At 71.8% G+C, this 21,170-nt stretch carries 20 protein-coding genes and 1 pseudogene; 8 read left to right on the top strand and 13 right to left on the bottom strand.

Going from position 1 to position 21,170, the window contains the following annotated elements; all coding sequences use genetic code 11:
* Positions 1–91 precede the first annotated feature (91 nt).
* From uvrC to rsgA, 5 genes and pseudogenes are all read right to left on the bottom strand, one after another.
* Positions 92–2,164 (bottom strand): annotated as a pseudogene (gene uvrC, locus ACQP2F_RS10365) (excinuclease ABC subunit UvrC); the annotation flags it as partial.
* Positions 2,165–2,266: 102 nt separating this feature from the next.
* The gene (locus tag ACQP2F_RS10360) at positions 2,267–2,818 is read right to left on the bottom strand and encodes a Rieske (2Fe-2S) protein (protein WP_433302860.1); all 552 of its coding nucleotides are present in this window, start codon (positions 2,816–2,818) and stop codon (positions 2,267–2,269) included.
* A gap of 248 nt (positions 2,819–3,066) precedes the next feature.
* Positions 3,067–6,027, bottom strand: coding sequence for an excinuclease ABC subunit UvrA (uvrA, locus tag ACQP2F_RS10355; protein WP_433302858.1), 2,961 nt, complete (start codon positions 6,025–6,027; stop codon positions 3,067–3,069).
* A 147-nt stretch (positions 6,028–6,174) separates the two neighbouring features.
* Positions 6,175–7,956 carry a hypothetical protein gene (locus ACQP2F_RS10350; RefSeq protein ID WP_433302856.1) on the bottom strand — a complete coding sequence of 594 codons (1,782 nt, stop codon included), beginning with the start codon at positions 7,954–7,956 and terminating at the stop codon, positions 6,175–6,177.
* A gap of 23 nt (positions 7,957–7,979) precedes the next feature.
* Positions 7,980–9,014 (bottom strand): ribosome small subunit-dependent GTPase A, encoded by a 1,035-nt coding sequence (gene rsgA, locus ACQP2F_RS10345; RefSeq protein ID WP_433302854.1) that lies wholly within the window; start codon positions 9,012–9,014, stop codon positions 7,980–7,982.
* 189 nt (positions 9,015–9,203) lie between these two features.
* On the opposite strand from rsgA, the gene ACQP2F_RS10340 reads away from it, so the two are divergent.
* The 6 genes from ACQP2F_RS10340 to ACQP2F_RS10315 all read left to right on the top strand — a co-directional run bounded on the left by ACQP2F_RS10340 (position 9,204) and on the right by ACQP2F_RS10315 (position 14,179).
* Entirely contained in the window at positions 9,204–9,905 is a 702-nt protein-coding gene (locus ACQP2F_RS10340; RefSeq protein ID WP_433302853.1) for a maleylpyruvate isomerase family mycothiol-dependent enzyme, read from the top strand.
* A gap of 2 nt (positions 9,906–9,907) precedes the next feature.
* A complete protein-coding gene (locus ACQP2F_RS10335) occupies positions 9,908–10,552 on the top strand; it encodes an MBL fold metallo-hydrolase (protein ID WP_433302852.1) in 645 nt (214 codons plus the stop codon).
* A gap of 69 nt (positions 10,553–10,621) precedes the next feature.
* Positions 10,622–11,224: an ECF RNA polymerase sigma factor SigK gene (gene sigK, locus ACQP2F_RS10330; RefSeq protein WP_433302850.1), complete on the top strand. Its 603-nt coding sequence runs from the start codon at positions 10,622–10,624 to the stop codon at positions 11,222–11,224.
* Entirely contained in the window at positions 11,221–11,940 is a 720-nt protein-coding gene (locus ACQP2F_RS10325) for an anti-sigma factor (protein ID WP_433302848.1), read from the top strand. Before sigK ends, ACQP2F_RS10325 begins: the two co-directional genes overlap by 4 nt.
* A gap of 68 nt (positions 11,941–12,008) precedes the next feature.
* On the top strand, positions 12,009–12,653 hold the full coding sequence (locus ACQP2F_RS10320) for a fasciclin domain-containing protein (protein WP_433302847.1): 645 nt from the start codon (positions 12,009–12,011) through the stop codon (positions 12,651–12,653).
* Positions 12,653–14,179 carry a molybdopterin-dependent oxidoreductase gene (locus ACQP2F_RS10315; protein WP_433302845.1) on the top strand — a complete coding sequence of 509 codons (1,527 nt, stop codon included), beginning with the start codon at positions 12,653–12,655 and terminating at the stop codon, positions 14,177–14,179. Before ACQP2F_RS10320 ends, ACQP2F_RS10315 begins: the two co-directional genes overlap by 1 nt.
* Before the next feature lie 12 nt (positions 14,180–14,191).
* Here ACQP2F_RS10315 and ACQP2F_RS10310 read toward each other — a convergent pair whose 3' ends face one another.
* The 3 genes from ACQP2F_RS10310 to ACQP2F_RS10300 form a co-directional block, all read right to left on the bottom strand.
* Positions 14,192–14,878 (bottom strand): hypothetical protein, encoded by a 687-nt coding sequence (locus ACQP2F_RS10310; RefSeq protein ID WP_433302842.1) that lies wholly within the window; start codon positions 14,876–14,878, stop codon positions 14,192–14,194.
* Entirely contained in the window at positions 14,875–15,396 is a 522-nt protein-coding gene (locus ACQP2F_RS10305; RefSeq protein ID WP_433302839.1) for a SigE family RNA polymerase sigma factor, read from the bottom strand. Before ACQP2F_RS10305 ends, ACQP2F_RS10310 begins: the two co-directional genes overlap by 4 nt.
* 122 nt (positions 15,397–15,518) lie before the next feature.
* Entirely contained in the window at positions 15,519–15,719 is a 201-nt protein-coding gene (locus ACQP2F_RS10300; protein ID WP_433302837.1) for a hypothetical protein, read from the bottom strand.
* Positions 15,720–15,779: 60 nt separating this feature from the next.
* Between ACQP2F_RS10300 and ACQP2F_RS10295 the strand changes: the two genes are divergently transcribed.
* The gene (locus ACQP2F_RS10295; protein WP_433302835.1) at positions 15,780–16,259 is read left to right on the top strand and encodes a cupin domain-containing protein; all 480 of its coding nucleotides are present in this window, start codon (positions 15,780–15,782) and stop codon (positions 16,257–16,259) included.
* Here the strand turns inward: ACQP2F_RS10295 and ACQP2F_RS10290 are convergent.
* The 5 genes from ACQP2F_RS10290 to ACQP2F_RS10270 form a co-directional block, all read right to left on the bottom strand.
* Positions 16,254–16,985, bottom strand: coding sequence for an aspartate/glutamate racemase family protein (locus tag ACQP2F_RS10290; protein WP_433302833.1), 732 nt, complete (start codon positions 16,983–16,985; stop codon positions 16,254–16,256). The two genes, ACQP2F_RS10295 and ACQP2F_RS10290, sit on opposite strands and share 6 nt — an antisense overlap.
* 1 nt (position 16,986) lies before the next feature.
* Positions 16,987–18,597, bottom strand: a complete 1,611-nt coding sequence (locus ACQP2F_RS10285) for an NCS1 family nucleobase:cation symporter-1 (RefSeq protein ID WP_433302831.1) — start codon at positions 18,595–18,597, stop codon at positions 16,987–16,989.
* A gap of 68 nt (positions 18,598–18,665) precedes the next feature.
* Entirely contained in the window at positions 18,666–18,986 is a 321-nt protein-coding gene (fdxA, locus tag ACQP2F_RS10280) for a ferredoxin (protein ID WP_433302829.1), read from the bottom strand.
* 21 nt (positions 18,987–19,007) lie between these two features.
* Positions 19,008–19,730, bottom strand: coding sequence for a GntR family transcriptional regulator (locus ACQP2F_RS10275; RefSeq protein WP_433302828.1), 723 nt, complete (start codon positions 19,728–19,730; stop codon positions 19,008–19,010).
* Positions 19,731–19,753: 23 nt separating this feature from the next.
* The gene (locus tag ACQP2F_RS10270; RefSeq protein ID WP_433302826.1) at positions 19,754–20,368 is read right to left on the bottom strand and encodes a cysteine hydrolase family protein; all 615 of its coding nucleotides are present in this window, start codon (positions 20,366–20,368) and stop codon (positions 19,754–19,756) included.
* A 147-nt stretch (positions 20,369–20,515) separates the two neighbouring features.
* On the opposite strand from ACQP2F_RS10270, the gene ACQP2F_RS10265 reads away from it, so the two are divergent.
* On the top strand, positions 20,516–21,139 hold the full coding sequence (locus ACQP2F_RS10265; protein WP_433302824.1) for an ATP-dependent Clp protease proteolytic subunit: 624 nt from the start codon (positions 20,516–20,518) through the stop codon (positions 21,137–21,139).
* Positions 21,140–21,170 lie beyond the last annotated feature (31 nt).

Raw genomic sequence — 21,170 nt, 5'->3', positions numbered from 1 at the left:
CGGCGGACGTCTTGACCGGGGCCGGCGGCGGGATGCTCGAGCCAGCCCGGGCGCGCGTGGCGCCGGCCTTGGTGCGGCCGGCGCCGCCCGGCGGGATGGCGCCGGGCTCGGCCGGCGGCTTCTCGTTGTCGGCCGCGGCCGGCGGGTTCAGGGCCGCGAGCAGCGTCTCGGCCGTGCGGCGCCCGATGCCCGGGACCTCGGTGATCTCCTCCGGGGTCGCCGCGGCCAGCCGCTTCAGCGAGCCGAAATGCCGCAGCAACGCCTTGCGGCGGGTCTCGCCGAGGCCGGGGACGTTGTCGAGCGCCGACGCGGTCATCCGCTTCGAGCGGCGCTGCCGGTGGAACGTGATCGCGAACCGGTGGGCCTCGTCGCGGACGCGCTGGAGCAGGTAGAGCGCCTCCGAGGTGCGCGGGAAGATCACCGGGAAGTCCTCGCCCGGCAGCCACACCTCCTCCAGCCGCTTCGCCAGCCCGCACAGCGCCACGTCGGTGATGCCCATGTCGGACAGCACCGCGGCCACCGCGTTGACCTGCGGCTGGCCACCATCCACGACGACCAGCTGCGGCGGGTACGCGAACCGCCGCGGCCGCCCGGTCAGCGGATCGACCCCCGGCAGGTCGTTGGTGGCGAGCTCGACCGAGCCGGCCTCTCCCGCGGCCGAGGCGTCCCCGGAAAGAACGGCGTCCCCGGAAGGAGCGGCCTCCCCGGAAAGAGCCGCGTCCCCGGAAAGAGCGGCGTCCCCGGGAAGCCCCTCCTGCGCGCGGTAGCGGGCGAACCGCCGCCGCATCACCTCGCTCATCGCCGAGAGGTCGTCCATGCCGCTGCCGTCGGCGTTCCCCCGCACGGCGAACCGGCGATATTCACTCTTGCGGGCCAGGCCGTCCTCGAAGACCACCATGGACGCCACCACGTCGGTGCCCTGGATCTGGGAGACGTCGAAGCACTCGATGCGCAGCGGCGCCGACTCCATGCCGAGCGCCTCGGCGATCTCGTCGAGCGCTTTGCTGCGGGTGGTCAGGTCGCCGGCCCGGCGCAGCTTGTGCCGCTGCAGCGACTCCCCCGCGTTGCGCGCCACCGTCTCGAGCAGCGCCCGCTTGTCGCCGCGCTGCGGCACCCGTAGGTGCACCCGGCTGGTGCCGCGGTGTTCGGAGAGCCAGTCCTCGAGTGCGGCCTGGTCGTCGGGCAGCGCCGGCACCAGCAGCTCGCGCGGCACGTCGGTCTCGCCGTGCTCGCCGCCGTACATCTGGCTGCAGAAGTGGTGCACCAGGTCGCCGGTGGAGAGGTCCTCCACCTTTTCCACGACCCAGCCGCGCTGGCCGCGGACCCGGCCGTCGCGCACGTGGAAGACCTGGACGGCGGCCTCCAGCGGGTCCTCGGCGAAGGCGACCACGTCGGCGTCGGTGCCGTCGCCGAGCACGACGGTCTGCTTCTCCATGGCCCGGCGCAGGGCGGCGATGTCGTCGCGCAGCCGCGCCGCCCGCTCGAACTCGAGCTCGTCGGAGGCCTGCATCATCTCGCGCTCGAGCCGCTTCACGAACGTGTCGGTGCGGCCGGCCATGAAGTCGCAGAAGTCGTCGACGATCGCGCGGTGCTCCTCGGGCGAGACCCGGCCGACGCACGGCGCCGAGCACTTGCCGATGTAGCCGAGCAGGCACGGCCGCCCGATCTGGCCGGCCCTCTTGAAAACCCCCGACGAGCACGTACGCGCCGGGAAGACCCGCAGCAGCAGGTCGAGCGTCTCGCGGATCGCCCACGCGTGCGAGTAGGGCCCGAAGTAGCGCACGCCCTTGCGCTTGGCCCCGCGCATCACCTGCAGACGCGGGAACTCCTCGTTCAGGGTGACCGCGAGGAACGGATAGGACTTGTCGTCGCGGTACTTCACGTTGAAGCGCGGGTCGAACTCCTTGATCCAGGAGAACTCGAGCTGCAGCGCCTCGACCTCGGTGCCGACCGTGACCCAGTCCACACTCGCCGCCGTCGTCACCATCTGCTGCGTACGCGCGTGCAGCGACCAGGTGTCGGCGAAGTAGGAGTTCAGCCGATTCCGCAGGTTCTTGGCCTTGCCGACGTAGATCACGCGGCCGGCCGGATCGCGGAAACGGTAGACGCCGGGAGACTCGGGGATGGTTCCGGGCGCCGGACGATACGTGGACGGGTCTGGCACGGGGTCAACAGTAGTGCGGGGGACTGACATTATTGTCCGACCGGAGGTCCGTTGCCGCCGCCACGGCGTCGGACCTCCGGCCGCACAACCGGCCGCGCGGGATCAGGCCTTGACGATGTTGTCCCCGTCCACCTTGACCTTGGTCTCGGCCAGCGGCTTGGTGGCGGGCCCGGTGGTGGGCTCGCCGGTGTCGATCGAGAACTTGCTGCCGTGGCACGGGCAGGTGATCACGCCACCCTCCACCTTGCTGACGTCGCAGCCCTGGTGGGTGCAGACCTTGCTGAACGCCTTGTACTGCCCGGCCTGGGGCTGGGTGATGACGTAGTCGGCGGTGATGATGCCGCCGCCCTGCGGGATGTCGCCGGTGGTGGCCAGCGCGTTGCCGCCGGTCGATCCGCCGCTCGAGTCGTCGCCCTTGTCGTCGCCGGAGCCGCCGGCGTTCGCCGCGCCGCTGCCGGCCGGGGCCGGGTTGTTCGAGAAGTCGGTGCCGTTGGTGTTGGTGCTACCGCTGTTGGTGCCGCACGCGGCCAGGACCGCCGTGGCGCCGACCGCGCCGGCGCCGAGCAGAACGAGCCGGCGCGTCGAACCGGTGCCGGCGCCCGTCGGCTCCTCGACGTTGTGCTCGGTGTCGGGCGTCGTCTGCACGTCTGTCATCGGTTGTCCTCCAGTGGGGCTGGGTGTCCGCGTGACTGGTCACGCGGCGTCGCACTTATGTACGCGGTCGCGGTCGGACCGGTTCAGGCATCGCCCGAAATTGTCCGCAGCCACCGTGTCCTTTCATGGGCGTTTGGGGGTCTTTGCCCGGCGCCTTTGCCTGCTGTTTACACACAGCACGGCACCCGGTCGAGCCTAGGTCTCGACCGGGCACAGTAGCTATGAGTCACCTGAGATTTGGCTGGGTATCAGACCGTAGCCTTTGCCCGCGACCGCGTCGAGCGCGTCTTCGCGGCCGGCTTGGGAGCGGAGCCGTTGGCCTTGGCCGCCCGGTCGGTGGCCGCCGCCGCCCCGGCCGCCTCGCCCTCGAGCCGCAGCGAGTGCCGCAGGAACTGACCGGTGTGGCTCTCCGGCACCTCGGCGACCTCCTCGGGCCGGCCGGTGGCGAGCACCAGCCCGCCCTTGCTGCCGCCCTCGGGGCCCATGTCGATGAGCCAGTCGGCCGTCTTGATCACGTCGAGGTTGTGCTCGATCGTGATCACCGTGTTGCCCTTGTCGACCAGGCCGTTGAGCACCAGCAGCAGCTTGCGGATGTCCTCGAAGTGCAGGCCGGTGGTCGGCTCGTCGAGCACGTAGACCGTGCGGCCGGTCGACCGCTTCTGCAACTCGGACGCCAGCTTGACACGCTGCGCCTCGCCGCCGGACAGCGTCGGGGCCGGCTGGCCCAGCCGCACATAGCCGAGGCCGACGTCGACCAGCGTCTTGAGGTGCCGGTGGATCGACGTGATCGGCTCGAAGAAGGTCGCGGCCTCCTCGATCGGCATCTCCAGCACCTCGGAGATGGTCTTGCCCTTGTAGTGCACCTCGAGCGTCTCCCGGTTGTACCGGGCGCCCTTGCACACCTCGCACGGGACGTAGACGTCGGGCAGGAAGTTCATCTCGATCTTGATGGTGCCGTCGCCCGCGCAGTTCTCGCAGCGGCCGCCCTTGACGTTGAACGAGAACCGGCCCGGGCCGTAGCCACGCACCTTCGCCTCGACGGTCTCGGCGAACAGCTTGCGGATGTTGTCGAAGACGCCGGTGTAGGTCGCGGGGTTGGACCGCGGGGTGCGGCCGATCGGCGACTGGTCGACGCCGACCACCTTGTCGACGTGCTCGAGGCCGGTGATGCGGGTGTGCCGGCCGGGCACCAGCCGGGCGCCGTTCACCTGGTTGGCCAGCACCGTGTAGAGGATGTCGTTGACCAGGGTGGACTTGCCCGAGCCGCTGACCCCGGTGACGGCGATGAACTGCCCGAGCGGGAACTCGACGGTCAGGTTGCGCAGGTTGTGCTCGCGGGCGCCCTGCACCACCAGCTCGCGGCCCGGGGTCTGCGGGCGGCGGGTGCGCGGCGTCGGGATCGTCTTGCGGCCGGACAGGTAGGCGCCGGTCGGCGACTTCTCGTTCTTCAGCAGCCCCTCGACCGAGCCGCTGTGCACGATCTCGCCGCCGTGCTCGCCGGCGCCGGGCCCGATGTCGACGATCCAGTCGGCCGTGCGGATCGTGTCCTCGTCGTGCTCGACCACGATCAGCGTGTTGCCCAGCTTCTTCAGCCGGACCAGGGTCTCGATCAGCCGGTGGTTGTCGCGCTGGTGCAGGCCGATCGACGGCTCGTCGAGCACGTAGAGCACGCCGACCAGGCCGGAGCCGATCTGGGTGGCGAGCCGGATGCGCTGGGCCTCGCCGCCGGAGAGCGTGCCGGCGCCGCGGTCGAGCGACAGGTAGTCCAGGCCGACGTCGACCAGGAACCGCAGCCGGGCGTTGATCTCCTTGAGCACCCGCTCGGCGATCATCTTCTGCCGGTCGTCGAGCTCGATCGTGGCCAGCAGCTCGGCGCAGTCGCCCACCGACAGGTTGCAGACCTCGGCGATGCTCTTGCCGGCGATGGTCACGGCCAGCACCTCGGGCTTGAGGCGGCTGCCGCCGCAGACCGGGCACGGCACGTCGCGCATGTATCCCTCGTACTTGTCGCGGGACCAGTCGCTCTCGGTGTCGCCGTGGCGCCGCTCGATCCACTGCACCACGCCCTCGAAGCCGGTGTAGTAGGAGCGCTCGCGGCCGTACTTGTTGCGGTAGCGGACGTGGACCTGGTCCTCCGACCCGTACAGGATCGTCTTCTGCGCGCGGGCCGGCAGCGCCCGCCACGGGGTGTCGATCGAGAACTTCTCGGCCTGGGCCAGGGCCTCGAGCAGACGCAGGAAGTACTCCATGGTCTGGCCGCCGGACCACGGCTGGATCGCGCCCTCGCGGATCGTGCGCTCGGTGTCCGGGATGATCAGCTCGGGGTCGACCTCCTTCTTCGTGCCGAGGCCGGTGCACTCGGGGCAGGCGCCGTAGGGCGCGTTGAAGGAGAAGACCCGGGGCTCGAGGTCCTCGATCGCGAGCGGGTGGTCGTTGGGGCAGGCCAGGTGCTCGGAGAAGCGGCGCTCCCGGGCCGGGTCGTCCTCGGGGAGGTCGACGAAGTCGAGCAGCACGATGCCGCCGGCCAGGCCCAGCGCGGCCTCGACCGAGTCGGTGAGGCGCTGCTTGCTGGACGCCTTCACGCTGAGCCGGTCGATCACCACCTCGATGGTGTGCTTCTCCTGCTTCTTCAGCTTCGGCGGCTCGGTCAGCGGGTGCACCACGCCGTCGACCCGGGCCCGCGCGTAGCCCTTGGACTGCAGCTCGGCGAACAGGTCGACGTACTCACCCTTGCGGCCGCGGATGACCGGGGCCAGGACCATGAAGCGGGTGCCCTCGTCCATGGCGAGGACCCGGTCGACGATCTGCTGCGGCGTCTGCTTGCTGATCCGCTCGCCGCAGACCGGGCAGTGCGGGATGCCGGTGCGGGCGAAGAGCAGGCGCAGGTAGTCGTAGACCTCGGTGATGGTGCCGACCGTCGAGCGCGGGTTGCGCGAGGTCGACTTCTGGTCGATCGACACCGCCGGGGACAGGCCCTCGATGAAGTCGACGTCGGGCTTGTCCATCTGCCCGAGGAACTGCCGGGCGTACGACGAGAGCGACTCGACGTAGCGCCGCTGCCCCTCGGCGAAGATCGTGTCGAACGCCAGGCTGGACTTGCCGGAGCCGGACAACCCGGTGAAGACGATCATCGCGTCGCGGGGCAGGTCGAGGTTGACGTCGCGCAGGTTGTGTTCGCGCGCGCCTCGAATAGTCAAACGGTCGGCCACCAGCCAGCCTCTCCGTACATGTGTTTGAAACGAGCAGAGCCGCGGCCACTCTAGCCATGGGGTACGACAAGTTTTCGCCGGAACCGGCCCGCCTAGGTGCAGCGCCTGTCACATGCCGCACATTCCCGCAGATCAGGCGCGGCAATCTCACCCAGCAGAGGGAACCGGAAGTGAGCGTACGTCCCACAGGTCCACTCCGCCGACCCGTGCCGGCGTGCCCAGCGCGGACGTGAGCGTGGCCAGCAACGCCTCTTCATTGCGGCTGCCGGGGATCAGCACCACCGCGCCGGCCCGCCAGAAGATCAGGTCGGCCGTGATCCGTTCCCGGTCGGCCGCCGAGAGCACCGCCGGCCGCCCGAACTCGCGCACCCGCCACAGCAGATCCGAGGTGTAGCGGGGCGGGGCGTTCCAGGAACCGGTGCGGTCCCGGGGCGGATTCGCGGGGCCCATGAAGTAGCCGCGGGGTGATTTGTACGACAAACCCGACAGGGCGAGCCAGCGCATCCCCTCCCGGCCGGTGGTGACCTCGGGCAGGGGAACCGTCACGAGCGTGCGGTCGTCCGCGACGTACGGGCGCCAGAGGTTCTGGGTCATGAAGGCGGGCAGCGGAGAGGCCGGAACCGTCGGCAGCGGCTTGGGGGCGAGCGGCACGAGGGCCAGCAGCAGTCCCGCGACGAACCAGCGGCGCTTTCGCACACTGAAGGAGGAAAGGCGGTCGGTGGCCAGCGCGAGCAGCACCCCGGCGATCGTGGCCGCGACCATGCCGAACCGGGTCACGCTCACCAGGTTGATGATCGGCAGATGGCTGACCGCGCCGAACGGCAGCGGGATGCCGGTGTCCGCCCCGGCGACCTTGAGGGTCGGTCCCATCGAGACCACCAGCAGCACCAGCCCGGCGATCGCGGCGGCACGGGCGGCCACGTTCCGCCATAGCACCACCACCGACACGACGATCATGAGCAGGCCGATCGGGCCGAAGAACGTGTTGTCCTCGGTGCCGCTGACGCTCAGATGCCGGGTCAGGGCCGCGTTGCCGGCCAGCGACTGCCGGGCGAACGCGCCGACCGCGAACAGGTCGGTGACGTACTTGCCGGCCTCGAACGGCTGCCCGTGGTAGCTGCCGGGCCCGGTGAACTGAAAATACAGCGGATACGCGAGCAGCACGCCGGCGGTCACCCCCGCGACCCCGAGGCCGGCCAGGAACTGCCGCGCGGCACGCATCGCGAGGCGGGGGCGCATCAGCGCGTACGCGATGACGAACGCACCCAGCGTGAGAGCGGTGAAGAGCAGGGTCTCCTCGTTGATGAAGACCTGCAGGGTGATCAACAGCCCCAGGATCACGCCGCCGCGCACCGCCCGCCCGGGCTCGCGCAGGCGCAGCACCTGCCAGACGATGAACGGCGTCACGTACTGGCTGACGAAGTTGACGTGCGCGTTCGCGTGCGAGACCAGCGCCGGCGCGAAGCCGCACCAGAGGCCGCCGACCCAGGCCGCGGCCCGGCTGGTCACCAGGTGCCGGGAGAGCACCCAGTACCAGGCGTAGGCGGTGCCGGCCAGGCCCAGCGTGAGGGCCAGCACCAGCGACACCGCCGGGCCGAGGAAGTGGGTGACCGGCGCCAGCGGCAGGGTGATCGCCAGCACGGTGGTGTTGGCCATCATGTTGACGCCGTCGGGCACGTTCATCCGGCCGTCGAAGAGCGGGTTGTCGCCGTGGAACAGCACCCGCTCGCCGTGCGCGAACACGTACAGGAAGAAGCCGTGGTCGTCGTCGTTGCTGGAAAGAACCCGGCCGGCCGGGTCGAGCCAGAGCCGGATCATGACCAGCACCGCGAGCACCAGGTAGCTCAGCGGCGCCAGCAGATCGGCGCGGTTGCGCATCCGCTCCGCCGGGACGGCGGGCGCAACTTCGTCCTCGACCGCCGCCTGCATCGCACGATTGTGGCAGATGCTTGTCAGTGCCTCCGGCGACGGTGACCGGCGGTAGCCATCCGGGCCTGCTGGCGGGCGCTCTCCACCTCGACCTCGTGCCGCAGCTTGCGCCAGCTGGCCAGCCGGCGCGGGGTCAGCGCGCCGGCGTCGAGCGCGGCCCGGACCGCGCAGCCCGGCTCGGCGCCGTGCCGGCAGTCGCCGTACCGGCAGTGCGCGGCCAGCTCGGCGATGTCGGCGAAGGCCCGGTCGAGCCCCTCGGCCGTGTCGAGCAGGCCCACCCCGCGGATGCCGGGGGTGTCGAGCACCGCGCCGCCGCCGGGCAGCGGGACCAGGTTGCGGTAGGCGGTGGTGTGCCGGCCCTTGCCGTCGGCGTCGCGGATCGCCTGCACCGGCATCACCGCCGCCCCGGCCAGGGCGTTGACGAGCGTCGACTTCCCGGCGCCGGAGCGGCCGAGCAGCGCCAGGGTGCGGCCGTCCGCCACGTACGCCCGCAACTGCTCGACGCCCGGCGTGCCGCGCACGCTCACCGGAACCACCGGCACGCCCGGCGCGAGCTCCGCGAGCTGGCGGGCCACGGCCGACGGATCGGCCGCGGTGTCGGTCTTGCTCAGGACCAGCAGCGGTTTCGCCCCCGACTCCCAGGCCAGGGCCAGCAACCGTTCGACCCGGGCGTCGTCGGGCTCGGGATGGATCGGCTCGACCACCGCCACCGTGTCCATGTTCGCGGCCAGCAGCTGGCCGGTGGCGTCCTTGTCGGAGGTGCGGCGGATCAGCGCGGTACGGCGGGGCAGCACCGCCTCGAGCGTCACCCGGCGATCGGGCCAGTGCCGGGTCACCACCCAGTCGCCGGCGCAGGGCAGCTTGACCGGGTCGTGCGCGGCGGCGAGCAGCACCCCGCCGGCGAGACTGGCGCGGAGGACGCCGGACTCGCCGAGCACGGTGCAGACGCCGCGGCCGGCCCGCAGCACCCGGGCGGGCGCGGCGTCGGGACGGTCGAACGGACGGTAGGAGGATGCGAGGGAGTCGTCCCAGCCGAGCCGGGACAGGTCGTGCGACATGGGAACCCTTTGCGGGGACGGGAGGGCGCCTGGCCGGGTGGTCAGGCGGCGGCCTCCGGGTGAAGGGACGCAATCGAGACGAACAGCACGTTCCCCACCTCCTCCGCGGGTCGGTCGGCGCGTCTGCCACCGACGGTACGGTCACCACTACCCCAGCGAAAGCGAATTAGGGTCCACTAGGGTTTGCTCGTGACGATGGATCCGCTCGTGCTTCTCACCGAGGTCGACCGAGCCACCGAGGCCCTGCTGCGCACGGCCGCCGACCTCGACCCCGCGACGGTCGCCGCGCCGTCGCTGCTGCCCGGCTGGACCGTCGGGCACGTTCTGACCCACGTCGCGCGCAACGCCGACATGTACACGCGGCTGCTCACCGGGGCCCGCACCGGGGTGGCGGCCGAGGCGTACGCGCCCGGCCAGCGGGACTCGGAGATCGACGCCGGCGCCGGCCGGCCGCTGCGCGAGCACGTCGAGGACATCCGCGAGTCGCATGAGCGGTTCGCCGACGCGGCGGCCGCCATGCCGGCCGAGGCGTGGACGTTCCGGCTCGAGTTCATCAAGCTGCCGGCGGCCGGGGTGCCGTGGGCGCGGCTGCGCGAGGTCGAGGTGCACCACGTCGACCTCGGCCGGGGCTACACGCCGGCCGACTGGTCCGACGCGTTCGCGCTGCGGCTGCTCCGCGAGATCGTCACCGGCGCCGGCCCGGACGCGCCGCCGATGGTCCTGCGCCCGTACGGCATCGACCATCCGCTGACGATCGGCGCCGACGACCACGCGCCGGTCGTCGGCGGCCCGACCAAGTCGCTCGCCGCCTGGCTGTCCGGCCGCGGCGACGGCGGCGACCTGACCGTCTCGCCCGACGGCGAGCTCCCGACACCCGTGAGGTGGAAGTGACCATGGCCTACACCGGAGACGTCACCCGGGGCGGCGCGCCCGCCGTCCGCGACCTCGGCCACCTGAGCATCACCAAGGTCTCGGTCGGCCCGATGGACAACAACGCGTACCTGCTGCGCTGCGGCGACGAGCAGCTGCTGATCGACGCGGCCAACGACGACGACACGCTGCTGCCGCTGATCGGCGACCGCGGCCTGGCCACCGTCGTCACCACCCACCGGCACGGCGACCACTGGCAGGCCCTGGAGGACGTGGTGCAGGCGACCGGGGCCCGCTCGCTGGCGCACGCCGACGACGCCGCCGAGATCCCGGTGGTGACCGGCACGCTGGCCGAGGGCGACACGGTCACCGTCGGCGACTGCGCGCTCGAGGTGATCCATCTGGTCGGGCACACCCCGGGGTCGATCGCGCTGCTCTACCGCGACCCGGAGGGCCACGGCCACCTGTTCACCGGCGACAGCCTCTTCCCCGGCGGCCACGGCAAGACGGTCACCGTCGAGGACCACATCTCGCTGATGAACGACCTCGAGGCCAAGGTCTTCGGCAAGCTGGGTGACGACACCTGGTTCTACCCGGGGCACGGCCGCGACTCGACGCTGGGCGCCGAGCGGCCGTCGCTCGCCGAGTGGCGCGAACGCGGCTGGTGATCCGACCTATCCTCGGCCGCCGCCGCTCCGAATCTCCGGCGAGAGATGTGTGCGGCGAGAGGCGGATTCATGACGGAACCCGGCATCGGCCGGCGGCCGGACCATTTGGCGGCGGTGCCGGACGCGCCGCCCGACCCCGGTCAGCTGCTGCGGGCCGTGGCGCGCGGTGACGAGCAGGCGTTCGAGCGGCTCTACGAGCTGGTCGCGGCCCGGGTCTACGGGCTGATCCGGCGCGTGCTGCGCGACCCGGCGCAGGCCGAGGAGGTCGCCCAGGAGGTGCTGGTCGAGGTCTGGCGCACGGCCGCCCGCTTCGACCCGGCCCGCGGCTCGGCCACGTCCTGGGTCTTCACCATCGCGCACCGGCGGGTGGTCGACCGGGTGCGCGCCGAGCAGGCGGCGACCGCGCGGGACATGCGGGTCGGCGCGGGGTCGATCGACACGCCGTACGACGCGGTGGCCGACGAGGTCACCGGGCGGCTCGAGCGCCAGCAGGTGCGGCGCTGCCTGGACGACCTCACCGAGCTCCAGCGCGAGGCGGTCACCCTCGCCTACTATCAGGGTCACACGTACGCGCAGGTGGCCGAGCTGCTCGGCACCTCGCTCACCACCGTGAAGGCTCGCATGCGGGACGGCCTGGTCCGGCTGCGCTACTGCCTGGGGGCGGCGGCATGAACATCCATTCCCTGATCGGCGCCTACGCCCTGGACGCGGTCGACGACGTGGAGCGGGCCGCGTTCGACCGGCATCTGCGTGAGTGCGAGGAGTGCCGCACCGAGGTCGACGAGTTGCGTGAGGCGTCGGCCCGGCTGGCGGCGGGCGCCTGGTCGGTGCCGCCGCCGCGGCTGCGGGCGAACGTGATGGCGGCGGTGCGCACGACCCGGCAGCTGGCGCCGGAGACGCGTCCGGCGCGGGCGGCGCGTCCGGCGATGCGGTGGCGGCGGTGGGCGGCCGCGGCCGCCGCGGTGGTGGCGGTGGGCGGTGTCACCTACGCCGTTCAAGATCAGCGCGTACGCCGTGAGCACGCGGCCGCCGAGGCGGCCCGAGCCGACGAGGCCCAGGTGCGCGCCGTGCTGGCGGCCCCCGACCTGGTGGTGCGCGACCAGGTGGTGACCGGCGGCGGACGGGTGACGGTCGCCGTCTCCCGGCTGCGCAACGCCGGCGTGATCATGCTGGCCGCGGACTCCGTCCCGGGTGGCCGGGTCTATCAGCTGTGGACGGTTCGTGGCGGGGCGGCGCATTCGGAAGGCGCGCTGGACACCGGGCAGACCGCGGCCGTACGCATCGTCGAGGGCATCGACCAGGCCTCCGGCGTGGGCGTCACGCTCGAGCCGCCGGGCGGTTCGGCGACGCCGACGCTGCCGATGGTCGCCGCTCTGAAAATAACTTGAGATCGCACGTCGCCACGACGCACTTCGCTCCGAATAAAGGATGTAAGTCCTGACATTGGAGGAACGAAATGCGTACGACCCGATTTGCCGCCCTGGCCGCCGCCGCTCTCTTCTCGATCTCGGTGGCGGCCTGCGGCGACGACTCCTCGTCCGGCTCGTCGTCCGCCGCGCCCGCGGCGACCACCACCGCGCCGTCGCCGATGGCCAGCGCGTCGCCGTCGATGATGGACGCGATGACCAACTTCGGGCCGGGCTGCGCCGCGGTGCCGACCGACCCGTCGAACAAGGGCAGCTTCGAGGCCATGGCCCAGGTGCCGGTGGCGACAGCGGCCTCCGGCAACCCGCTGCTGTCCACCCTGGTCAGCGCCGTCAAGCAGGCGGGTCTGGTGGACTCGCTCAACTCGGCCGACGGCATCACCGTCTTCGCGCCGACCAACGACGCGTTCAACAAGATCCCGGCCGCCGACCTCAAGAAGGTGCTCGCCGACAAGAAGACGCTGACCAGCATCCTGACCTACCACGTGGTGCCCGGGAAGCTGACCCCCACCGACCTGGCCGGCAGCCACAAGACGCTGCAGGGCGGCGAGCTCACGGTCAGCGGCAGCGGCGAGGACTTCAAGGTGAACGGCGACGCCTCGGTGGTCTGCGGCAACGTGCAGACGGCCAACGCGAACGTCTACATCATCGACACCGTCCTGATGCCGAAGCAGTGATGAAGGGCGCGATCGCCGGCGTGCTCGCCGCCGGCTTCGGGGTCGCGGCCGCGGAACTGCTCGCGGCCGTGACCCGGCCCGCCGCCGGCCCGCTGGTGGCGGTGGGCGGCGCGGTCGTCGACGCGACGCCGGCCGCGGTCAAGGAGCTGGCGATCCGCGAGCTCGGCACGCACGACAAGCCGGCGTTGCTGACCGGCATCGCGGTGGTGGTCGCCCTGGTCGCGGCGGCGGCCGGCGCCCTCGGCCGCCGGCGCCGCTGGGTGATCCCGGCGGGGGCCGGCCTGCTCGGGCTGGCCGGGGTCGCGGCCGCGTTGTCCCGGCCGGCATCCGTTCCGTTCGACGCCGTCCCGGCCCTGCTCGCCGCCGCGGTCGCCGGCCTCGTCTTGTGGTCGCTGACCCGGCCCTCCCTCACCGGCGCTTCCTCCACCTTCTCTTCCGCCGGGCCCACCGGCACGCCGGCGCCCATGCGGTCGCTCGAGCGGCGCCGCTTTCTCCGCGCGGCCGCCCTCGTCGCGGCCGGCGCGGTGGCCGCCGAAGGCGGCGCGACGCTGGTCAAGCGGTCTCGCGGCGATGCGGCGGCCCGGTCCCGGGAGGCGATCCGGCTGCCGGCCGCGGCCGACCCGGCTCCGCCGCTGCCGGCCGGCGTGGCGCCGGGCTTCCGGACTGCAAACACCGCCTTCTACCGGGTCGACACCGCGCTGACCGTGCCGCGGATCGACCCCGATGCCTGGTCGCTGCGGGTGCACGGGATGGTCGGCCGGGAGCTGCGACTGTCCCTCGCCGACCTGTTGCGGCGGCCGCTGATCGAGCGGGACGTCACGCTCAACTGCGTCTCGAACGAGGTCGGCGGGCCCTACGTCGGCACCGCGCGCTGGCTCGGCGTGCCGCTGGCGCCGCTGCTGCGCGAGGCCGGGGTGGCGGCCGCGGCCGACCAGCTGGTGGCCCGCTCGGTGGACGGAATGACGATCGGGACGCCGGTGGCCACCGCCCTGGACGGCCGGGACACGATGCTGGTGGTCGGCATGAACGGGGAGCCGCTGCCGCTCGAGCACGGGTTCCCGGTGCGGATGCTGACCCCGGGCCTCTACGGGTACGCGGGCGCCTGCAAGTGGCTGACCGAGCTGGAGCTGACGAGGTTCGACCGCTTCGACGCGTACTGGGTGAAACGGGGTTGGGCCGCCGACGGCCCGGTGAAGACCGCCTCCCGGATCGACCGCCCGCGTCCGTTCGACCGGCTGCCGGCCGGGCGGGTGACCGTCGCCGGCGTCGCGTGGGCCCAGCATCGCGGCATCCGCGCGGTCGAGGTCAGCGTCGACGGCGGCGCCTGGGCCCGGGCCGAGCTGCTGCCGGTGCCGTCCGCCGACACCTGGGTGCAATGGCGCTACTCGTGGACCGCGACGGCGGGCCCGCACTCGATCTCGGTGCGGGCCACCGACGGCACGGGGGCGGTGCAGCCGGCGGCCCGCGCCACCCCGTTCCCGAGCGGCGCGACGGGTCGTCACACCATCTCGGTCACGGTCACCTGATCGCCGGCCGCCTCAGCCGTGGCCCTGTACGGCGCCCGGCAGCACGTGGATGCCGGCCCCGAACTCGACGATCTTCGCGTCCGACCAGCCGCGGGCGTCCCAGATCTGCACCAGCATCCAGCCCTTGGCCGGCACCTTCACCCACAGGTTCTTGCCGTGGTCGGTGCCGAGCCCCGGGTTGATCACGCCCGGGTTGCCGGCGACCGTGACCGCCGTCCCGGTCGGCTGCGACTTGTCGTCGGCCGACTGCAGCATGATCGCGATCTTGTCGACGAAGCTGTCCGGGTTCTTGTCCTCGAGGCCGACCGGCGCGATGGTCAGCGCGGCCGCGTTGCCGCCCTGCACCTCCCAGCCGGCCGGCACCTTGTCGATCGTGAAGCCCTTCGGCTGCTCGCCCCGGTAGGCGACGAGCCGGGTGGCGACCACGGCGGGCGAGCCGGTAGCCGGCGAGCCGGTGGCCGGCGACCCCGCGGCCGTCGCGCCGGACGGCGACGACGCGGCGCCGTTGCCGCCCGAGACGCCGTAGCTGATCGCCGCGGCGACGGCGGCGGCCGCGAAGACCGAGGCACCGGCGCCGCGCGCGGCCCGCCGGCGCAGCAGCGCCCGCCGGCCGCGGATCACGTCGGCGTCCGCCTGGTCGGTTGTGGTCGAGCCGGCCGGGCCGGCGAGAGCGGAGAGCCGGTCGTGCAGATCCATCATCGGATGACTCCTGTCAGGGGAATGTCGGTCTGGGCCAGCACGTCGCGCAGGCGCTCGAGCGCCTTGGCGGTCTGGCTCTTCACCGTGCCCTCGGAGCAGCCGAGGGCGTCGGCGGTGTCGGCGACGCCTAGGTCGTAGAAGTAGCGGAACACCAGCGCCGCTCGCATCCGGGGCGGGAGCTCGCGCAACGCGGCCCGGATCCCGTCGTTCCCGTCGTCGGTCCCGCCGGTCTCCGACTGCGGCCGGTCCGGCAGCTCGGCGACCGAGCGCTCGTGCCGGCGCCACCACCGGCGCCGCTCGTCGGTCAGCGCGTTCACCAGCGTGCGGCGCAGATAGCCCTCCGGGTTGTCGGCCCGCCGGAACGCCGGCCAGGCGACATAGAGCTTGGTCAGGGTGGACTGCACCAGATCCTCGGCGAGGTGCTGGTCACCCGCCGTCAGCAACGTCGCCGTGCGCACCAGCTGGGCGCGGTGGCTGAGCACGAAGCTGTGGAACTGCTCGTCACGCTCTGTCTTCACGTGCCCTCCTTCGCTCTCACAGACCCCTGACGTTTCACCGCCCTCCGCGGGTTGCCTTGCGCGAACGAAATGTGGCCGCCGGCGCTGAGCGCGCCGGCGGCCGGTAAGAAATATCCGATTTATCAGGCGGGTTCCGGCACCCCGCCCGGCTCCGCCGGCTCGATCGGGACCGGCTCGACCGGGACCGGCTCCGGCACGGGCTCGACCGGCGCCGGTGGCAGCGGCTCGGGCGCGTCCGGCTCGAGCTCGCCCGGGTCGTCCGGGATCGGCGCGCCCGGATCGAGCGGCGGGTAACGGTCGGGGTCGGGTTGGTTCCTGGGCATATGCCCTGGTTACCCCGGCCGGGACAGCACCATTCATCCGATTCACGCATGATGAGGCGCATGACGTATCCGCCGCCGCTCTACCACGGGGACGAGGGCGAGATCAGCGCCGTCTACCGTCCCGCCGCGACCGAGCCCGATCTCATCGCCAACCAGGGGACCAGGATCCACTACCTGTCGACCGGGCCGTCGACCGGCGGGCTGTTCGGGATGTACCGCTGGGAGTGCGGTCCCGGCGTCACCGGGCCCGACCCGCACTTCCACCGGACGATCTCGGAGTCGTTCTACATCCTCTCCGGCAGCATGCGCATCTACAACGGCGTGAAGTGGATCGACACCGAGCCCGGCGACTGGGTGCACGTGCCCGCGGGCGGCGTGCACGGCTTCAAGAACGAGTCGGGCCAGCCGGCCTCGATGCTGCTGCACTTCTCCCCGGGCGCGCCCCGCGAGGGCTACTTCGAGGGGCTCACGCACCTCTCGGAGATGAGCGAGGAGGAGCGGGTCGCCTTCTACCTCGAGCACGACAACCACTGGCTATAAGACTTCGAAATCCACGAGCATCCCCCCGTACGCCTTCGTCAGCGGCCGGGCGTACTCACCGGTCTTCGAGGTGCGCAGTCCCAGCGTGACCAGCGACCGGACGAGCAGGGTGGCCGCCGTGACGCCGTCGACGACCGGCACCCCCAGCTCGGCCTGGGCCGCCGCGCACAGGTCGGTCATGCCCGCGCAGCCGAGCACGATCACGTCCGAGCCGTCCCGATCGAGGGCGGCCCGGGCGAGATCGACCACCCGTTTCACCACGGCCGGGTCGCTCCCGAGGTCGAGCACCGGGATGTCGCACGCATGCACGCCACGGCACGCGCCGGCGGGGGCGTAGCGGGTCGCGAGATCGTGCGCGCGTCCCCGCGTACGGTCGAGCGTCGTCACCACGCTGAACGCGCGACCGACCAGCGTGGCCGCGTGCATCGCGGCCTCGGCGATGCCGACCACCGGGCCCGACGCCAGCTCGCGGGCCGCGTCGAGGCCGGGATCGCCGAAGCAGGCCACCACGTAGCCGTCCACCCCTTCGCGCTCCCCGTCGGCGACGGCGGCGAGCAGCCCCGGCACCGCGAGCGCCTCGTCGTAGTGGCTCTCGATCGAGGCCGGCCCCATGACCGAGGTGACCGCGTCGAGGGTGACGCCCGGACCGGCCACGGCCCGGGCGCTCGCCTCGATCAGCGCGGTCATCGACTCCGTGGTGTTCGGATTGACGACCCGGATGTGCATCTCAGGCCGGCTCGGCGACGGTCGCGCTCCCGGTCGATCCGGCCGGCACCGGCTCGCCCGCGGCCCGTTGGCCCGGCACAGCCGGCTCCACCGGGGAACCCACCCGGCTCGACTCGGCCACCCGGAACCGGGAAGCCAGCGCGAGGTAGACGACCAAGCCGAGGCCCATGCCGATGAACCAGCTGTACTGGGCCGTGGTGTGCATGCCCGGCACCCCCGTCGCCAGCACCGGGATGACCGCCACGACCGCGCCCACGGCCGTCGCGATGATCGCGGCCGGGTTGTAGCCCTTCGAGTACCAGTAGCGGCCCTCGGGCGCCATCGTGAACATCTCGTCCACGGCGACCTGCTGACGTCGTACCAGGTAGTAGTCCGCGATCAGCACACCGAAGAGCGGGCCGATCGCCGCGCCCAGCGTCTCGAGGGTGTAGTGGATGACGTCCGGGTTGTTGTAGAGGTTCCAGGGGGTGATCAGCACCGATCCGACCGCCGCGATCATGCCGCCGGCCCGCCAGCTGATTCGCTGCGGCGACACGTTGGAGAAGTCGAAAGCGGGCGAGATGAAGTTGGCCACGATGTTGATGCCGATGGTGGCGATCGTGAAGGTCAGCGCGCCGAGCACGATCGCGAACGTGCTGTCGATCCGGGAGACGGTGGTGACCGGGTCGGTGATCAGCTCGCCGAAGACCGGGATGGTCAGCGAACTGGTCACCACGACCAGGATCGAGAACGCGAGGAAGTTCACCGGCAGCCCGAGCAGGTTGCCGCGCTTCACGGCGGCGAAGCTCTTGCCGTACCGGGAGAAGTCTCCGAAGTTGAGCATCGGCCCGGAGAAGTAGGACACGACCAGCGCGATGGCGCCCAGCATGATCGGAATCGCGTCGAGGCCGGTGTACTTGACCTCGCCCAGGTTCAGGTTGATCGCGCCCCAGCCGGCCTTGTAGATCAGGTAGCCGGCCAGCAGGATCATGACGACGTAGACGGCGGGCCCGCAGAAGTCGATGAACTTGCGGATGGTCTCCATGCCGGTCCAGAACACGGCGGCCTGCAGGACCCAGAGGATCGCGTACGTGCACCAGCCGAGCAGTGGCAGCCCGAGGAACCCGTGCTGGTTGACGTCGGCGTACGGCGCCAGGTCCGGCCAGATCTTGAGGACCACCACATCGAGCGCCGCCGAGGCCAGGTAGGTCTGGATCCCGTACCAGGCCACCGCGATCGCCCCGCGGATGATCGCCGGCACGTTCGCCCCGAGCACGCCGAACGCGGTCCGGTTGATCACCGGATAGGGCACGCCGGTGCGCTGGCTCGGCTTGGCGACCAGGTTGCAGAAGAAGTAGACGATCGTGATGCCCACGACCAGCGAGATCAGCACCTGCCAGCTGGACAGGCCGAGCGCGAACAGGCTGCCGGCCGTGACGTAGCCGCCGACGCTGTGCACGTCGGACATCCAGAACGCGAAGATGTTGTACGAGCCCCAGTGCTGATCGCGCAGGGGCGCCAGATCCTCATTGGTGAGCCGCGGGTCGTACCCGGGCTTGATGATGCCGCTGCCGACCGGCATGCCGGCGGCTTCGACCAGGTCCTGTGGCGTGCTCTCGGGGGTGTCGGCCATGGGCTCACGCTAGGTAGCCCCTGTTTCACAGTGATGAGCGGAAATGTATATCTTCCGCTTACCAGCCTCTATTCCCCGGCGGGCGGTTGGGCCGCGACGAACGCCGCGTCCTTGTCGATCTTCCCGATCTTGGCCGCGCCACCGGGCGAGCCGAGATCCTCGAAGAACTCGTAGTTCGCGTTCGTGTAGTCCTTCCACTGCTCCGGGACGTCGTCCTCGTAGAAGATCGCCTCGACCGGGCAGACCGGCTCGCACGCGCCGCAGTCGACACACTCGTCCGGGTGTATGTAGAGCATCCGATTGCCCTCGTAGATGCAGTCGACGGGGCACTCCTCCACGCACGCCCGGTCGAGCACATCAACGCACGGCTCCGCGATGATGTACGTCATCATTGAAATGTAGAGCACGCGTCAGCCGGGCTCGAACAGGCCCGTGTCCTGCGGCAGCGCGCCGATCGCGGCCTGCAGCCGGTGGTGGTGCTCGGCGAAGACCGCGATCAGCGCCTCGGCGTCCCGGGCGCAGAACGCGGCCAGCATCCCCGCGTGGTCGGCGTGCAGCACCGCCCGCGCGGCGTCGCCGAGCTGCGACATCGGCTGCAGCGGCTCGGTCATGTTCCAGGCGGTGTCGAGCATGTGCAGCAACCGCCGCATCCGGCACGGCCGGATCAGCGCGAGATGGAAGCGCCGGCTCTCGCGGTGATAGAGCCTCCCGTCGTACGCCGAGATGGCCGCGTCCAGCGCGCCGTGGGCGGCCCGGGCCTGTTCGTCGTCGGCCTCGGTCGCCCGCTCGACCGCCACCCGCAGCGCCGCCGTCTCCAGCGCCTCCCGCACCAGGTAGATCTCGGTGAACTCGGCCGCGGTCATCATCGTCACCCGGTAGCCGAAGTGGGGCCGGTGGTCGACCAGCCCCTCCCCGATCAGCGTCATCAGCGCCTCGCGGACCGGGATCCGGCTCACCCCGAACGCGGCCGCCACCGCGTCGACCGGGATCGCGGAACCCGGCGGCACCTCCCCGTCCAGGATGATCCCGCGCAGCTCCTCGACGATCGCGCTCGGCCCGCCGCCGGCCGCAGCCCCCGGCGGCCGCCCGGCGAGCCGGGCGACCAGGGCCGACCTCCGTCGCGGACCAGGCATGCCCGGACCCTAGGCCGCCGGCGTTACAGCGCTGCTACCACTTCGGACGCCTCGACCGGGATCGAGAACATCGGGTAGTCGTAGGCGATCGCGTTGTCGTGCTCCTCGGGCGAGGTGGCCGCCGTGCAGTCGGTCAGCGTGATCACCCGGTAGCCGTTCTCGTAGGCGCTGCGCATGGTCGACTCCACGCAGCAGTTGGTCAGGAACCCGGCCAGGATCACCGTCTCGATGCCCTTGCTGCGCAGGATGAAGTCGAGGTTGGTGCTCGCGAACGTGTCCAGCCCGCGCTTGCCCTCGATCACGATGTCGCCGTCGGCCGGGGCCAGGCTGTCCACGATCGCCGCGCCCCACGTGCCCTTCACGAACGCGTTGCCGTCGACGACCCCCTTCAAGATCCCGTACGGATGCCGCGACAGCTCGCCGTAGCCGGGCGCGAAGGTGATCGGCGCGTGCATGATCGTCACGCCCGCGGCCCGGGCCGCCGCCACCAGCGCGACCGTCTTGTCCAGCATGCCGGTCTTGTCCATCACCGGCGCCACCGCCCCGTGCAGCACGCCACCCTCGGTGGTGAACTCGTTCTGGTACTCGATCAGCACGACCGCGGTCTTCGCCGGGTCCAGCTGCAGCGTCTCGGACATCCCAACCTCCTGTGGCCCTGGTCACTGTCTCCCAAGCAAGCACGCCGGGCCCCGCCGGGCAAGCCCTTCCTCTGCTGACAGCGGAAGCCGTCGATACCGGGCCCGCGCGCTGGATACGCTGGCCGCAGCCGACGGGAAGGGGTTCCGGTGGACCTGCGACACGACCCGATGCGGTGGGGGCAGCCCCCGCACCACTCGCCCGAGCCGTGGCCGCCGCAGCATCCCGGCGCCGGCCCGGCCCTGCCCGGATGGCTCGAGGAACGCCTGTTCGACCAGCGGATCGTCATGGTCCGCGGCCAGCTGACCAACGAGGGCGCCACCGGCATCGCGGCCGCCCTGCTCAGCCTGGACGCGGCCGGCCCGGCCCCGGTGCAGCTGCACGTGGCCAGCGACGGCGGCGAGCTCACCGCCGCGCTCGCGGTGATCGACGTGATCGACACCATGGCCGCCCCGGTGCACGCGCTGGTCACCGCCCAGGCCGGCGGCGCGGTCATCGCCGTGCTCGCGGCCGCCGACAAACGGATGGCCTACCGCCACGCGCGCTTCAAGCTCGCCGAGCCGCGCTCGGCCGGCGTCACCGGCACCGCCGACGAGGTGACCCGGGCCGCCGGGCAGCATCTGCGGGAGCTGGAGGAGGTCGTGCTGCGGCTGGTCGAGGTGACCGGGCAGACCCGCAGCCGGATCGAGGACGACCTGCAGGCCGGGCGCACGCTCGGGGCGCAGGAGGCGGTCGAGTACGGCCTGATCGACGAGATCGTCGGCAAGGCATGAAAAAGGGCCCCCGGAACGCCGGGGGCCCTTC

The organism is Actinoplanes sp. CA-030573, assembly GCF_050951115.1.
Taxonomy (GTDB): domain Bacteria; phylum Actinomycetota; class Actinomycetes; order Mycobacteriales; family Micromonosporaceae; genus Actinoplanes.
This window is presented reverse-complemented; position numbering and strand designations above follow the sequence as displayed.

Coding starts and splice junctions, on each gene's coding strand:
- ACQP2F_RS10360 (WP_433302860.1), bottom strand. CDS start 2,818: ATGACAGACGTGCAGACGACGCCCGACACCGAGCACAACGTCGAGGAG.
- ACQP2F_RS10350 (WP_433302856.1), bottom strand. CDS start 7,956: ATGCAGGCGGCGGTCGAGGACGAAGTTGCGCCCGCCGTCCCGGCGGAG.
- rsgA (WP_433302854.1), bottom strand. CDS start 9,014: ATGTCGCACGACCTGTCCCGGCTCGGCTGGGACGACTCCCTCGCATCC.
- ACQP2F_RS10335 (WP_433302852.1), top strand. CDS start 9,908: ATGGCCTACACCGGAGACGTCACCCGGGGCGGCGCGCCCGCCGTCCGC.
- sigK (WP_433302850.1), top strand. CDS start 10,622: ATGACGGAACCCGGCATCGGCCGGCGGCCGGACCATTTGGCGGCGGTG.
- ACQP2F_RS10325 (WP_433302848.1), top strand. CDS start 11,221: ATGAACATCCATTCCCTGATCGGCGCCTACGCCCTGGACGCGGTCGAC.
- ACQP2F_RS10320 (WP_433302847.1), top strand. CDS start 12,009: ATGCGTACGACCCGATTTGCCGCCCTGGCCGCCGCCGCTCTCTTCTCG.
- ACQP2F_RS10315 (WP_433302845.1), top strand. CDS start 12,653: ATGAAGGGCGCGATCGCCGGCGTGCTCGCCGCCGGCTTCGGGGTCGCG.
- ACQP2F_RS10310 (WP_433302842.1), bottom strand. CDS start 14,878: ATGATGGATCTGCACGACCGGCTCTCCGCTCTCGCCGGCCCGGCCGGC.
- ACQP2F_RS10300 (WP_433302837.1), bottom strand. CDS start 15,719: ATGCCCAGGAACCAACCCGACCCCGACCGTTACCCGCCGCTCGATCCG.
- ACQP2F_RS10295 (WP_433302835.1), top strand. CDS start 15,780: ATGACGTATCCGCCGCCGCTCTACCACGGGGACGAGGGCGAGATCAGC.
- ACQP2F_RS10290 (WP_433302833.1), bottom strand. CDS start 16,985: ATGCACATCCGGGTCGTCAATCCGAACACCACGGAGTCGATGACCGCG.
- ACQP2F_RS10285 (WP_433302831.1), bottom strand. CDS start 18,597: ATGGCCGACACCCCCGAGAGCACGCCACAGGACCTGGTCGAAGCCGCC.
- fdxA (WP_433302829.1), bottom strand. CDS start 18,986: ATGACGTACATCATCGCGGAGCCGTGCGTTGATGTGCTCGACCGGGCG.
- ACQP2F_RS10275 (WP_433302828.1), bottom strand. CDS start 19,730: ATGCCTGGTCCGCGACGGAGGTCGGCCCTGGTCGCCCGGCTCGCCGGG.
- ACQP2F_RS10270 (WP_433302826.1), bottom strand. CDS start 20,368: ATGTCCGAGACGCTGCAGCTGGACCCGGCGAAGACCGCGGTCGTGCTG.